Source organism: Larkinella rosea (genome assembly GCF_003858635.1).
Lineage (GTDB): Bacteria > Bacteroidota > Bacteroidia > Cytophagales > Spirosomataceae > Larkinella > Larkinella rosea.
Genome location: NZ_RQJO01000016.1, coordinates 224,786 through 239,388, shown reverse-complemented (window position 1 = coordinate 239,388; position 14,603 = coordinate 224,786). Strand labels below are relative to the sequence as shown.

The window sequence follows — 14,603 nt, the reverse complement described above, 5'->3', positions numbered from 1 at the left end:
TGCTTTAAAATCCATTATAAAAGCGGTCGACAATTCTTTTAAAGTTGCAAGGGTCAACATTAACCAAAAGCAAAATGAAAAAAGCCTACAAAAACCGCTTCCGTCTTCGTACGTTGGGAGGGAGCTTATTACTCTCCTTATTCTTATTCTCCTCTGCGGTTGACGCGCAAACCGTTCCCGCGACTAATCCAGCCAACAGACCGGCCGGCGGTGGAATGGGTAGATTGTTCCCGGTAGCGGTAAAGGACGATAGCGTTGGATTCGTACCTATTTTTGATGGGAAGACCCTGAACGGATGGGATGGGGATGTCAACTTCTGGCGTGCCGAAAATGGGATTATCATTGGCGAAACAACACCCACCAGAGTGGTTAAAGAGAATAACTTTCTGATCTGGCGCGGAGGAAAAGTAAAAGATTTTGAACTCAAATTTGACTTTAAAATAAACGGAACCAACAGTGGGATGCAGTATCGGAGTAAAGAGCTGCCGGAAGTTGGAAAATGGATTCTGAAAGGCTATCAGGCCGATCTGGATTTTACCAATCTCTTTACCGGAAACGTTCATGAAGAGCGGGGGAGAACCGGACATGTGGTATTGGCAAGGCGCGGGGAAGTAACGCGTGCGGTCGACGGACCCGCCTTCAAATCCGTGGCAAAAATTGCCGACCCGGCCCTGTTGCGGGGGGTGGCCAATATTAATGGCTGGAATTCCTATCATATTATTGCCCGAGGACCCATCATGATCCACATCATCAATAATCAGGTGATGAGCATCTGTATTGATGAAGATTCTAAAAACTTTGTTCCGGAAGGGTTAATCGGGTTTCAAATGCATTCCGGACCGCCTTTTATCGTCCAATACAAAAATATTCTGTATAAGAAATTATAGTCAAAACGGAGGGTTTGTCATTGCCCCTGACCGGTGGAACGGAATGGTGAAAACCGCTTCGTCCAGCTAGCCAGGGGCAATGATAATCAATTTGTTATCAGCATTTCAGTAAATACTTCATCCCCGCCGGGTTGTTGTCAATGGTTTCAAAAACGGACTGAATATCCTCCAGTGGCGAAATCTGCGTGATGAGCTGGTCGAGCGGAAGTTCAGCGGAAGCGGCCAGCCGAATTGCTTCGTCGAAATCTTCCGGTTCATAAACCCGGGTGCCGATCAGTTGCAGTTCCCGCCAGAAAAAGCGGAACAGATCGACCGGTTTTGGTTCGCTGTGAATCGCCACCATGACAATCCGGCCACGGGCGCGCGCCAGTTCCGTCATCACTTTGACCCCGGCAGCTACCCCCGATACTTCAAAGACGACATCAGCCATCGCTCCGTTGGTAAACGCTTCCACTGCATTGACCAGATTGGTCGTCATAGGGTCGACGGCGGGCAAATGAAGCTGTTGGCAAAGGGCGCGCCGGGTTGCGTTGGGTTCAGAAAGGAGGACGTTCGCGCCCTTGTGCCGGGCAACCAGCGCAATCAATACGCCAATCGGGCCGCCACCAATGATGACGGCATTTTCACCTGGTTGGAGTCTGCTTAGCCGTACATCATGACAGGCCACCGCCAGAGGCTCGGTGAGTGCACCTAATTCCAGCGGCATCTGTTCCGGTAAACGATGCAGGGTGTAAGCGGGTACGTTCCAGTACGTTTGCATTCCGCCGGGCGTATCGATACCGATGAATCTCAGGTTTTTGCCAATGTGTCTCTGACCATTATCCGATGGATCGGCCAGGCCGGGCTGCAGGGGTCGAACCGCTACCTTATCGCCCACCTGCCAGTCCGACACAGCTTCGCCCAACTCCGCGATTTCGGCCGATACTTCATGGCCGATTACCTGGGGCAGACGAACCCGTTGGTCCATTTTGCCGTGATAAATATGGACATCGGTGCCGCAGACACCGCAATAGGCAACCTTCAGGCGAACCATGCCGGACGAAACCGGTTCTGGATCAGTAGGTTGTACTTCAAAAGTTTGATTGCCGGAATAATAAGCAGCTTTCATGGGCAGCGAATAAAAGAGTTAGATACGAGTTTGTTAACGGTCGATCGGGCCACGTTCCAGAATCTGGAGCATATTCCCTTCCGGGTCAAAAAAATTACGAACGCGGCCTCCGCCAATGGCATTGGAAAGCTCCCCGCCCCACGTCACGCCGTGCGAATCGAGCCAGCGAATGGCCTGATCGATGTCGGCAACGCGGAGCGCCAGGTGCGACCAGCCGGGTGTCCAGGTCGTTCGGGCAGGACGTAGGGTCTGGTCTTTCGGCATGATTTCCAGCAGGGTCTGGTCAGGAGCACGCAGCATCCAGACCGGTTTGTCGTGCCGAAACCACTTTTGATAGCCAAGCACCCGACAATACCAATCCGACAGTGTTTCGACCTCATCTGCCGCAACAGCGGGGTGATCGACGCCCAGAAAAAGGGATTCGTTCATATAAAAAAGGGTAAGGGTTTTCGGAAGATAAGTTTTAAACGGATGGTGAATGACCGGCTAATTCAAGACTAAAACCGGTTTCGTTTTCGGTCAGGATGTAAGTCTTTTTCCGGACAGTCAGCGAAAGCGCCAGGTTGTTTTCATACGAGCCGGTTAATTGAACCACAGTACCCGGTTTGCTGATGATCCACCGCTGATTTTCAGCATCGACACGCCAGCGGTCAATCTCAACCAGCTCATCGGCGGCCAGCATGTGTAATCGACGGATGGAGGTTGCTTTTTGCGAATCGGTATGCCGGAATAACAAACCGCTCCCCGGCCGTCCTTCCCCGCGTTGCGCCGGTTCGGGATGATACGCATCGTGGAGGTAGGCATAAACCGGACCGGCCAATGTCCCTTCACCGATGTGCCAGAGCTTTAAACCGGTTTGGTGACGATACATCGTTAGCCTGTTTCCATCGGTCTTGACAACCGATTGACTGTCCCGGTTATTCAGGAGCCAATTCCAGATGGTACGTACCGGTTCACTGGCCCGAATGCGATCAATGACGAACGTAACATGGGAGCCAACCTGAATCCAGCAGCGCGTAAATTCCTGAATAGGTGGACCATAGGAAGCCCCGGCTTCCGACACAACCAGCGAAATGTCGTCGACTCGTTGCGTGGTGAGCAATCGGCCTCCTCGCTCAATGGCGGGCCCAATGGAGCCATCGGAATGAATGAGCCGACGGGACAGGACGTTCCGTTGTTCGAGTAACTTAATTTTCGCCAGATCTTCCTGTAAACCCAAGGTATCCTGCTCAAGTAGAAAAGTGCAGGTATTATGGGTTTGCGTAGCGCATTCCAGTCCATGAATCAGGTTGCGGTAACAGCTATGACCCGGGTCGGCCAGGAGCCGTTCGCGGTTATACACCAGCATAAAACTGTTTAAATCCCCCTGAAGATGCCCCGGGGCATGGACGCCATCATTATTTCCAGCCTGAATGGCCACGACGGATGCGCCGTTCCAGGCATCCCGCACCAGCGTGTTTCCGTTCGAGAAGGCGGTCGTTAAAGGAAGGCCCGCTTCCGCTGGCGAAACCGCTTGGGGCGAACGGAGCAACAAGGGTAAGGTGAGAAAACCCCAGTCATTCACCATACCAAACGTGGCGAGATCGTGCGGCCCCTGCGTTGGATCCGGTTCGTAATATTCCTGAAAGAGCCACCGGGCCAGTCCTGCCTGAACCGGAGCGTTGGAACGAGCCGCTACGTGCAGCAGCAAATCGCCGGAGGGCCGGAATAAGGCGGCCGAGTCGTTGAAATTAACGGCCCGCGCCCGTGGCCAATCGCCCCAGTTTTCGAGAGGTTTTCGGTACAACAGGCTCTGCGCCATCCAACCCATACCGCGCCCGTAAGCCTCCACATCCAGTTGTTGAGCCAGATCGGGGTAGGACCAAATCAGCGATTCGTAGGCAAGCATCAGGGCGTTGGCGAGGTAATTACCGTATTGCAATGACTCGCCATACGAGCCATCGGGCTGAAAAGCCTGCGCCATCCGTACGACCTCCGGAAGCAGTTCGATGAGCAACTCGTCATCGTCCAGCGCTGCCGAAGCAACCAGCGCACCGGAAGCCACAATACCCCGCCAGTTGGCCAGGTGCGTGTTTTTTGCTAACCAACGCTGGCAGAGCACAATCCCTTTGTCGTGAAGCGCCTGACGAATTTCTTCCCGCTCCGCTTCGGTAAAAACCGCACCGGCTAACGTCACTACCGCGGCTACGCCCCAGCAGAGGTGCGCTGTTTCCAGATGCCCCGTAAACGGTTCAGCATGATTGCGGAACCACGGACCTACCCACTCGGTTGTCGGCAGCCGGGTGATGTGGAGGGTGGTGCTGCGGAGCCAGGCAGCCAGGGCGTCCGTGGGTTCGAGCGCGTGCTGCATCGCGGCATCCGACAGGTATTCCGCAGCCGGATACCACCAGCCCAGCGTCGGACTTTCGGCCTGAAGTCCGGGCGTGGCCAGCCGTTGCGCGACGCGAAGCGCCAGCGCCTGCCGAAACCGCCGGATGACCGGATCGGCGCTGGACAGAATGGCCTGCTTCTCGGCTTCGGTCAAAAACAAACCGGATGTTTTTACCACTTCCATCAGAAATATCCTCCGTTGCGCACGACTTCGGTGGGCGTCATCCCGCTTTCGACCATTTCTTTGATGCCTTCTTCTTTGTGCACGATTTTTTCAGCGGCTACCAGCACATCGTATGCAATGGCCTGGGGAATTGCAATAACCCCGTCGATGTCGCCGAAAATCCAGTCGCCGGGCCGTACGATGACTTCCCCAATCTGCACCGGTTTCTGGTAATAGTACATGCGGAACCGGCCGAGCATTCCGGTGCTGGTTTTGTATTTGTGAAAGATCGGGAACTCTAAATTCAGAATGGCTTTGGTATCCCGAATGCCGTTGACGAGCGCCCCCCGGCAACCGGCTTTGAGGGCCGCCATCGTCATCACCTCCCCCCATTGCGAGGTGACCGTATCGCCCGTACAATCCCAGACAACGACCGAATCCTGATGCAGGTCTTCGAGCATCTGGGCCCGCAACTCAAACTCCCCATCGGTCGTAATATCGGGGCCTCCCTTGACGGTAAAAGCCACCCCCGCCATTTTCATTTCCTCGCGAAGCGGGGCAAAGGCCGCGGGCAGACTGGATGCGTGCATGCTGTAATTGAAGCGCAGTACGTCGTTGATTGCGCCGGTATACAGTTGCAGATACCGCATCCGCATTTCCAACACGGGAATCGGATAGGGGGGGACGGTCTGCTTGTCGTCCGAATGGTGTTTTCCGTTGGATATCATGATTGTGCAAGAAATTTCATGTTGTCAAAATTGATTTCCCGAATGAGGACGTATTCCGGTTGGTTGAGCACAAAGAGAATAACCCGGGCCACATCTTCCACTTTCAGGAATTTTTCGCGCGCGACCTTCCGGTCTCCCCAGTAGTTGCTGTCGGTAGGCCCCGGATTGACATCCGTGACCCGAATCCCTTCTTTCAACACCTGATCGGCTAAACCGCTGCTGAGTCCGCGGGCCCCGAATTTGGAGGCACAGTAAACCGGGGCCGTTGGGTTCGTCCGTTGCCCGCCCATCGATATGACCGTGACGATATGGCCCTGTTTACGCGGTTTCATTTGCTTCAGTGCTTCGCGGTTGCAGAGGAAGACACCACGCATATTGATCGTGATCATCCGCTCGTACGTCTCCAGATCGGTGGTGGACAAGTCGGTGGTGATCAGACCAATACCGGCGTTATTGAGGAGAATGTCGACCGGGCCGAAGGTTGCCTGACAGGCGGTAAAACCGGCAATAACGTCGGCTTCCTGGCTCACGTCTCCCTGAAACGATCGGAGATTTTCGTGCGTTACGTCGTCCGCTAATTGGTGTGTTCGGCTAAAATCAAAGACTTTGGCACCCTGGTCCAGCAACGCAATGGCGGCTGCTTTTCCAATTCCACTGGAACCGCCGGTAATGAAGATAACTTTGTCTTGTAAATAATTCATAGTCAGATTTGGATGCTCGTGTTGCGCGTTTTTCAATGATTATCGATCGTGGTATCAACGGTTTGTTGACGCTGCGTTGGATGCGTGATGGGAGAGCCGGAAACCGGTCGGCGGGCGCGGTACCACATTAGTCCCGATAGCAGCAGGCAGAGCAGTCCGGCACCTATCGCGACCCGGCCGCTGGTTTCGCTCAGCGACGGTACGCTCATGGCCATGAATAAAATCCCGGTTACGACCAGAGCGACAGCATACAACCGGTTCATGGTCTGCATAAAACCGGGATTCTCAGCGGGTTTCTCCGCGTCGGTCAGGGGGGTGTGAAGCCGACGAAAGAAAGCGTCGACGCGCTGTTGGTAGGCTTCTTTGGGTGAAATGAGCACGCCCGAAACCAGGAAAACGACCACACAGGCGATGATTTCGATCAGCGTTGCCCACTCCCAGGAAACCTGCGGCATCGAATTCAGCACCAGCCCTAAAACCACTCCGGTCACTAAGGTGGCAAAGGCACCCCAGGGTTGCGGCCGTTTGAGCACGATTCCCAGCACCAGAGGCAGGGTCATCGGTATGGCGAACAGGCCCGTAAAGAGCTTATTGGCCTCAAACGCACCGCCAAAACCGCCAACGAAGAGCGCGCCAACCGTAATGAGCCCGCCGAGGACCAGCGTCATCAGGCGACCGACCCAGAGCATTTCAGTGTCCGTCGCATTCGGATTGAAAAGCCGTTGGTAAATATCCCGCGTCAGAACACCCGCCGTTACGTTGTATTCGCCACTTAGCACCGACATCGTAGCGGCAAACATGGCCGCGACCATCAGCCCCATAATCCCTGCAGGTAATAGCTTCAGACAAACGCTGACGTACGCCATTTCGGGGTTTTCGAGGTTGGGGATCAGCGCTTTGGCCGCAATGGACGGAAAGAGGAAAATAACCGGAAACAGGAAGAAAAAAACCGCCGTTAACAGGCCCTGTTTCTGGCTGGCCCGTTCGTCACGGACGCTGTAAAACCGCTGGATGAACGTCCAGTTGCCACTGTATTTGACCAGAATCATGAGGTAATAAACCGTCATATACAACGGCATTCCTTTGGGACCATTCAACCAGGTGAAATGATCGGGAATGGTCGCCATCATCCTGGGCAACCCGCCGGCCGCCTGAATCGTCAGCGGAACTAAAATCAAGGTGGCAACGATGAGGATAATAAACTGGACGACATCGGTCACGACAACCGCCCACAAACCACCCACGACCGTATAAAGGGCGACAATGATTCCGCAGGCCAGAATCGATGCTTCGAGCGAAAGACCCGTTGCTGCCTTGACAAACAGGCCGAGCGCATAGAGCCGAACCATGTTGTCCAGAATTTTGAAGAGAACACCCATCCAGGAAAAGGTCTGCCGAACGGGCGCGTTGAAGCGGGTTTCCAGAAATTCCATCGGCGTCATGATGCCCGCCCGGCGCCAGCGTTTCGCAAAAACCGCAACGCCAATCAGGGCGGGCAGAACCGTGCTCCAGATCAGCGTTAATGCGACAAAACCGTGTTGGTACGCAATTCCGGCATAGGCCACGAAAATGAAGGTACTGAACTTGGTCATGAAGTTGCTGATGGCGCCCGACACCCACGGAATGGCGTTGCCCCCCTTGAAGTAGTCGCCGATGTTTTTGACGAATTTGCCCAGAAACAGCCCGATGCCCGCCATCAGGAGCATATAAATGGCAATGGCCCAGTAATCCAGTTGTTGAAGCGTCTGCACGTTTAGTTTGATTTAGGCATGTTTGGAGAATTTCGAACGTTTTTAAGCTGCACCAGCTCCGGAACCTTCGGGCTGGCTTTTGCTTTTAAATCACGGATTTGTAACGCGTCGACATCTTCTGCGACAATGGCCGACCGGTTTTCTTCGCCCGCATAATCGAGGGAAAGATTTTCCAGCGCTACATTCCTGCCGTGCCGGATGTAAAACCCGTAAGCCGGTAACCGCCCGAACATTTCACCGCGGGGATAGGCATCGGTTTTTTCGGGAACCATCGGATTGACCACCGGCGGTTCGATCGGGGCGGTTTTTCGCGTATCGTCGTCACTCCGCAGGGGGATGTTACTCCCATCGAAGCGGAGCCGGATTTGCTTCAGGGTTATATTTTCGACGGGAAAACCCGGAATGCCGGTAATTGAACAACCGTAGCCCCCAATTCGGGTACCCTGCACGTTCTCGATCAGAACATCTTTCAGCATTCCCGCAGTGGCTTGGGCATTTTTGCGGTAGGTCCGGTTTCGGGCACCCAATCGAACAAAAATGGCGGTACCCTTCACATTGCGAACCGAAATGTTCGCAATAGTGACCCGTTCGATGCGGGCGCCATCGACCGTCATGATACTGATCGCATCGACGCGCGTATCGAATACGGTGCAATTTTGAACCGTAATGTCTTCAAACGCTCCGCTCGTTTCTGTCCCGATCTTGATACCCGACGCATTGGAACTGACGATGCAATTGGTGATGGTAATATCGCGGCAGCTTTCAGTGGGCGATAAACTTTTCAGGCAAATGGCGTCGTCGCCACTGTTGATGAAGCAATTGGAAACCCGCACGAGCTGGCAGTCGACCAGATCCATGCCATCGGTGTTGCGGCCTTTCGCATCGGCATGACGGGGTTTTTCAATGTCTTTGTTTTCGCGGCTGTCCACCGTAATGCCGTCAATCACCATGTTTCGGCACGACTGGTAAAACTGCACCCACGAGCCGGAGTTACGTAACGTAATGTCGCGAACCTGGATGTTGTCGCAGTTTCGGAAATGCAGAATCCGCGGACGGCCGCTGAACGACGGCGACAGGTAAGGGCCGTTGAAATCGTCTCCCCGTCCGTCAATGATTCCCCGCCCGGTGATGGCAATATGGTGGGCCTCTTCGGCATAAATGAGCATTTTCTCTGTCACCAGTTCCCCTCCGTAGGCCGGGTATTTTGAAGCCGTACTGGGGTAATCATTCACGTCGGCACTTCCCAACAGGATAGCGCCCGCTTCAACGTAGAGCGTGACGTTACTTTTCAGGTAGATCGTGCCCGATAGAAACGTGCCGTTGTGCAGATACACTTTGCCGCCCCCGGCCGCGTGGCATCGGTCGATGGCGATTTGGATCGCTTTGGTGTCCATCGTTTTGCCATCGCCTTTGGCTCCTGTCGCGAAAACGTCCCAAACGCCGGAAGGCTTCTGGGCAAAACCGCTGACTGCGAGAAGCAGGCTGAAGAAAAGGATGTGGACGAATCTATGCATAGTACCAATGGGCTTTGACCAATTACTGGATCGTTCCTGATTCTTTGACGGATTCTTTCAGGGATGGGGTTTCAAAAAAGAACGTTTGCTTTGATAGAACCAACTGATTATTGATCAGCGTAATAGCGGATGATTGGGACCCATAAACCGACAGGAATGTGGCGACTGCCGACGTTGGACGGGAATCCGCAATGTTGGTTTTACGGGTGTTGATCAGTCGGATCAGATCCGGCGTTTGGGCGGCACTTTGCGCTTTTAAGCCCCGAATTTCCAGCTCCTCGGTGTTGTCAAAAACGACTGCCGGGCGCTGATCTTCGTTGGCGAAACGCAATTGCACCTGATCGAACGTCATGTTTCGGGCGTGCCGAACGTAAAAACCGTACGCGGGTAAGGTAGCTCCGAACATCGTTCCGACCGGGTAGGCATCCGCTTTCTCGGGAATGGGGGTTGATTTTACACCGGTGATGCCACCCTCAAATTCGAGATTCAGGTTTCGAAGCAGCACATTCTCGACCGGATAATCCGGTAGACCCGTAACCGAGCAACCCAACGACGCCAGCCGACTTCCCTGAACATTCGAGATCATTACGTCCTGAAGAACCGGTTTGTTGACCACCGTATTTGCGCCGTATTTCTTGTTCCGGGTACCCAATCGAATGAAAATTCCGGAGCGTTTGATGTTTCGCAGGCTAATGTCTGAAAAAGTAACCCGCCTGATCTGAGCTCCATCGACGGTCATGATGGCCAGGCCATCGCCCCAGGTATCGAATACCGTACAGTTCTGAACCACAACGTCTTCGATCCGACCGGCGGTTTCTGTCCCGATCTTGATGCCACTGGCACCCGAGCTGACCACACAGTTACTGATGGTGATGTTGCGGCAGGCTCTGTCGGGTGAAAAGCTTTTCAGACAGATGCCATCGTCGCCACTGGTAATGAAACAGTTGCTGACACGAACGACCTCGCAGTCGACCAAGTCCATACCGTCGGTATTTCGGTGCTTGACGGCATGTTCCCGATTGGGATTCTCCACGTCTTTGTTTTCCCGACTGTCCACCGTAATCCCGTCGATGATCAGGTTTTTACAGGCCTGGTAGGTTTGCACCCACGAAGCCGCGTTCTGCAGCGTGACTCCTTTAATCTGGACATTCTCACAACCGCGGACGTGAATGATTCGGGGACGGTATTTGAACGAAGGGCGCAGATACGGATCGTTAGGTCCCCGGTTATCGATCAAATCGCCCCGTCCGTCAATGGTACCGCGTCCTTCGATGCTGATGTTTCGGACGTTTTCAGCATAAATCAAGGCTTTGCTGGTCAGCGGATGCTCGTCGTAGGTCGGGAATTCGGATGGCTGATCCGGAAATTCAGCGGCTTTCGGGCTGCCCAATAGCGTAGCACCGGCTTCCACCCAGAGCGTGACGTTGTTTTTCAGGTAAATTGTACCGGACAGAAACTGGCCGTTGTGTAAGTACACTTTACCGCCCCCGGCTGCGTGGCATTGGTCAATGGCTTTCTGGATCGCTTTGGTATCCAGTATTTTACCGTCGCCTTTGGCCCCGGTTGCGAAGACGTCCCAAACGCCGGTTGACTTCTGGGCAAAACCGCTGATGGAAACGACAAGCCAGAGAAAGAGAATGTTGAATGCGCCCGACATGGTGAAATGAATTATACGACTTTACTTTTTTCCATAATCAGCATCGGGTAGTCCGATACGGGAAGCTGCCGGAAAATCTGCGCTTCGGCTTCCACCCGGCCTTTGCCTTCATCGGATGACTTTTGTTTGTCCGGTATTTCAAGAATCTCACCGGAGAGCAGATCAACCAAAACCGGGTCGGTGAATCCCCGGCCTTCCCAGTCCCAGAGAAACAGGTGAATGCTGTCGGTCGTTGGATTGTCGGAGGCCCTCTGGTCGGACCAGTAAGCCAGAACGGGACCGTTGTCGGTATTTAATGTTGCCGTACAGATGGTTGCCAGACTCTTCCGGACGCCGTTGCCAAACGCCTGGTATTCTTTTTCGGTCGCAGCTTCTTTCCCCGGCATCGCATGGACAATGGCCGTCCGGGAACGAACCTCGCCATGTACCAGACTACCCAGGTGTTGCAGGGCTTTATAGGCTATTTTGGGTTTGATTTCCGGTTTCTGACGGAGGATGCCTTTGTAATTTGTATTGCCTGAACCCTTCGGGTAATCGTGCAGATCCACGATCAGAAACCACAGTGTCATCGGCAGATTCAGCGAACAGTCGGTCAGCAGCCGGCGCAGCATGATTTTTGCCTGAATGGTTTCGGTCCAGGGGCCTTCGCCGATAAAACCGGTGCTGTTGGGATCCGACGGAAAACCGTTCTCGCCCTGCCAGATTTGGATTTTAGGATTATACTGATCGATGAACTGGCGGAGGGCTTTCGTTCGTTCGGTATAAGCTTCGGGCAGGGTGGTATACGGATGGAACGAGAAGATGTCGATCAATTCCCCTAACCCTTCTTTAAAAAGCTCCTGAACGTACGTGATCGGCATGCGCGAAACCACTCCTCCGACGATAATCGCATTTGGGTTGCTTTTCCGGATCAGGGGCGCGGTTTCGCGAACCAGCTGCACGTATTTTTTGGGGTCCGGTTTGTCGGGTTTCCAGAAGCCCGACAGATTGGGTTCGTTCCAGATTTCGTAATGCTGCACCTTGCCTTTGTAGCGTTTGGCAACGGCAACAACGAATTTTTGCCAGGCGGCATTTGCCACGGGGTCGGCGGCAGAGGGATAATAACCCACTTCGCCTGCCTGGTAATTGGTATTCCCGTAGCCCACGTTAAAAAATGGCTTGACGCCCCGGCTCACCAGGCCGTCAACGCTTTCGTCGAGCCAGCCCCAGTCGTATTTGCCTTTTTCCCGCTCCACACGCGCCCAACCGGTTTGTAGACGACCCCATTTGACCGGCAGATTATCCATCCACGGATACACGTCTTTGGGTTTCCACAGATCACGATCCAGCGTTTCGCAGCCGATCCCGAAGGGAGAACTTTTAATTTCGGTGGGTTTTTTCAGGCGAATCGAACCGATCTTTTTTAACGCAGCGGCAGGATTGCCGGATGAAGAAATGGATTCGGTGGCATTTCCTTTTAGCTCGAAAGAAGCGGATAGGGGCAGTAGCGACAGGGTTTTTAGAAAAGTCCGGCGGTTGTTTTCCATCGTTGATTTCATTTTTCGTTGATCATCCCAACCGGCAAAACCGGTCGGAATGACGATGATTACTGGTTTTGTTCCAACGGCTCGTTGAATACGTTACAGACGTGCAGCGAGTGGCTGTTGAAATGATACGGACCTTCGTATCCGGTGTTGCCGAGAAGGTGGCTCACCAGCGCAATCGAAAGCGGATAAAACCACGAGCCCAGCATGATGTGCGTGCGATTCGGGTCTTCGTCGCGCAGTTCGGCGGTGGCGGTATTGGCTCCTTCCTGCCAGATCCAGTGGGGGCGGGGTACCCAGTCTTTCGGCTGACTATCCCGGCGGTGGAGCAACCAGCCAACCCCGTCCGGACTTTCGTGTTGAAGCGCATGTGCCAGGTAGCGACGGCAGGCGGTTTTCACATCGTCGCGACGGTAATCGGTCAGGGCGGCCAGGTTGGCTAATTGGTAGGCCCCATCGAAATCGGGGCAGTCGGAGCCACCCGGCCAGAACGAACCATCGGCTAACTGGCAGGCCAGCGTTGAGTCGATGGAGCGTTCCAAATGCCGCAGGGGCCAGCCTAAGGCAAAATAGATAGGGATCACGTGGATGGTGCCGAAGAGGCCATTGGCGCGATCGGCGCCCAATTGCGTTCCCCAATAACCGGTTTTGCGGTCCTGCAACTCTTCGAGGGCAGGAAAAACCGCCTTCTCCATCAGCGCATCGACTTCCGAAGCCCCAAACCAGTCGCGGAGCGCAAACAGCGCCGTAGCCGCAGCCAGAACCTGATTACCCGCAGCCCAGGAATTGCGCCAGTCGTAGTGTTTCACCCAGCGGTACAGCCGATCGGCATTGAGCAGGGGTTCCAGAAACCGAAGTTCGCGTTCGGGTTTGCGATCAAGCACCCGAAGCGCCCAGATGTTCCCACGGGTGTAGTGCCAGACCGGTTCCAGCTCGTCCAGCGTTCGGATGCGGCTGAACTCCGACGGTTTTCCGGCGAAAAAACCTTGCTCGGTTTGGCGGTTTATGAATTGGTTGGCCCAACGATCCAGATCGGCGGCCGGGCGATTGTGCAGTTCGCCAAATAAATCCAGCACGTGGGCCGCATGGTAGGAACCGTAAAAGCTTTCGCCTTCACTCCGTTCCTTGCGGTAAACGCCCGGCGTATCGCCAATTTTCATTGACTTGACAAAATTCAGGGCTGTATCCTTAATCCGTTGATAACCGGCAGTTTCCATTCGTTAGGTGTTGATTCGTAAGGGATTGATGAGGTATGTTTTGTGACTCAGGATCGATTCAGAAGTCCCCGGTTTCGTAGCCATATTTCCAGTTGTGTCATCCAGGAGTCGGGCAGATCGGGTTTGAGACCAAAACCGTGTCCGCCTTTTTCGTAGAGATGCAGTTCGGCCGGCACACCCGCTTTTTTGAGGGCTTCGTAAAACCGGATGCTGTTGCTGAATTTCACCGTCGGATCGTCACCCGCATGGACCAGGAAGGTCGGCGGGGTGGCCGTTGTTACGTGTTCTTCGGGCGAGTATTCGACTCGTTGTGTAGCCGTTGGGTGATCGCCCAGCAGATTTTTTACCGAACCCGGGTGGGCCATGTCGGCCCGGAAACTAATGACTGGCCAGCAAAGTACCAGAAAATCAGGGCGTAAACCGCTGGTGTCTTTTCCCGGTTCAAACGCCTTTGTAAACCGGGTTGCGGTTATCGCGGCTACGTGTCCGCCCGCTGACGAACCCAATATGCCCAGGCGATTGGGTTGAAGACCCCACTCGGCAGCGCGCTGCCGAACCAGCCGAAGGGCTTGCTGGGCGTCCTGAAACGGCCCAATAGACCGGTCCTGCATCAGGCCATCGGCGGGTAACCGGTACGTGAGCACGAAAACCGTGACTCCCCATTGATTCAATCGTTGGGCAATGAACCGGGCATTCTCGGTATTCAGGTTCCGATATCCACCGCCCGGACAGACAATCAGACCGGTTCCGTTGGGCGAAGCGGGGCGGTAAACAAACAGTCGCGGAACAAGCACATTCGATAAGGCCGTTAAACGCCCGGCGGCATCGTAGGTCCTTCGCTCGGGTTGTGTACTGGCTACTGCATTCGGGATACCCGCTGCATACAAGGGCACTTCGGGCTCCGACTGGGCCAGGCTCCGCCCCTGAAACAGGGTGGCTGCCAGCAAAGGGAGGATTGAAAGTGCCAGTGGATGACGCATGAAG

General features: G+C 54.3%; 12 protein-coding genes. 1 reads left to right on the top strand and 11 read right to left on the bottom strand.

All coding sequences use genetic code 11. From position 1 onward, the window contains the following. The first annotated feature begins 74 nt into the window (after positions 1-74). The gene (locus EHT25_RS30995; RefSeq protein WP_124879334.1) at positions 75-887 is read left to right on the top strand and encodes a 3-keto-disaccharide hydrolase; all 813 of its coding nucleotides are present in this window, start codon (positions 75-77) and stop codon (positions 885-887) included. A gap of 97 nt (positions 888-984) precedes the next feature. Here the strand turns inward: EHT25_RS30995 and EHT25_RS30990 are convergent, their stop codons facing one another. The 11 genes from EHT25_RS30990 to EHT25_RS30940 are packed head-to-tail and all read right to left on the bottom strand — an operon-like array spanning position 985 to position 14,599. Next, the gene (locus EHT25_RS30990) at positions 985-1,995 is read right to left on the bottom strand and encodes a zinc-dependent alcohol dehydrogenase (protein WP_124879333.1); all 1,011 of its coding nucleotides are present in this window, start codon (positions 1,993-1,995) and stop codon (positions 985-987) included. 33 nt (positions 1,996-2,028) lie between these two features. Then, the gene (locus EHT25_RS30985) at positions 2,029-2,424 is read right to left on the bottom strand and encodes a VOC family protein (RefSeq protein ID WP_124879332.1); all 396 of its coding nucleotides are present in this window, start codon (positions 2,422-2,424) and stop codon (positions 2,029-2,031) included. A 34-nt stretch (positions 2,425-2,458) separates the two neighbouring features. Further along, positions 2,459-4,549 carry a heparinase II/III domain-containing protein gene (locus EHT25_RS30980; protein WP_124879331.1) on the bottom strand — a complete coding sequence of 697 codons (2,091 nt, stop codon included), beginning with the start codon at positions 4,547-4,549 and terminating at the stop codon, positions 2,459-2,461. Next, a complete protein-coding gene (locus EHT25_RS30975; RefSeq protein ID WP_124879330.1) occupies positions 4,549-5,256 on the bottom strand; it encodes an RraA family protein in 708 nt (235 codons plus the stop codon). Before EHT25_RS30975 ends, EHT25_RS30980 begins: the two co-directional genes overlap by 1 nt. Beyond that, complete coding sequence (locus EHT25_RS30970) at positions 5,253-5,957, bottom strand: SDR family oxidoreductase (RefSeq protein ID WP_124879329.1); 705 nt, start codon at positions 5,955-5,957, stop codon at positions 5,253-5,255. The genes EHT25_RS30975 and EHT25_RS30970 overlap by 4 nt, the downstream gene beginning before the upstream one ends. 32 nt (positions 5,958-5,989) lie before the next feature. After that, on the bottom strand, positions 5,990-7,708 hold the full coding sequence (locus tag EHT25_RS30965) for a sodium:solute symporter family protein (protein WP_124879328.1): 1,719 nt from the start codon (positions 7,706-7,708) through the stop codon (positions 5,990-5,992). A gap of 2 nt (positions 7,709-7,710) precedes the next feature. After that, positions 7,711-9,222 (bottom strand): glycoside hydrolase family 28 protein, encoded by a 1,512-nt coding sequence (locus EHT25_RS30960; RefSeq protein WP_124879327.1) that lies wholly within the window; start codon positions 9,220-9,222, stop codon positions 7,711-7,713. A gap of 22 nt (positions 9,223-9,244) precedes the next feature. Next, positions 9,245-10,879 (bottom strand): glycoside hydrolase family 28 protein, encoded by a 1,635-nt coding sequence (locus EHT25_RS30955; RefSeq protein WP_124879326.1) that lies wholly within the window; start codon positions 10,877-10,879, stop codon positions 9,245-9,247. 11 nt (positions 10,880-10,890) lie between these two features. Then, entirely contained in the window at positions 10,891-12,417 is a 1,527-nt protein-coding gene (locus tag EHT25_RS30950) for a GH39 family glycosyl hydrolase (protein WP_124879325.1), read from the bottom strand. Positions 12,418-12,464: 47 nt separating this feature from the next. Beyond that, a complete protein-coding gene (locus EHT25_RS30945) occupies positions 12,465-13,619 on the bottom strand; it encodes a hypothetical protein (RefSeq protein ID WP_124879324.1) in 1,155 nt (384 codons plus the stop codon). A 47-nt stretch (positions 13,620-13,666) separates the two neighbouring features. Next, positions 13,667-14,599: an alpha/beta hydrolase gene (locus tag EHT25_RS30940; protein ID WP_124879323.1), complete on the bottom strand. Its 933-nt coding sequence runs from the start codon at positions 14,597-14,599 to the stop codon at positions 13,667-13,669. Between the last annotated feature and the right edge of the window lie 4 nt (positions 14,600-14,603).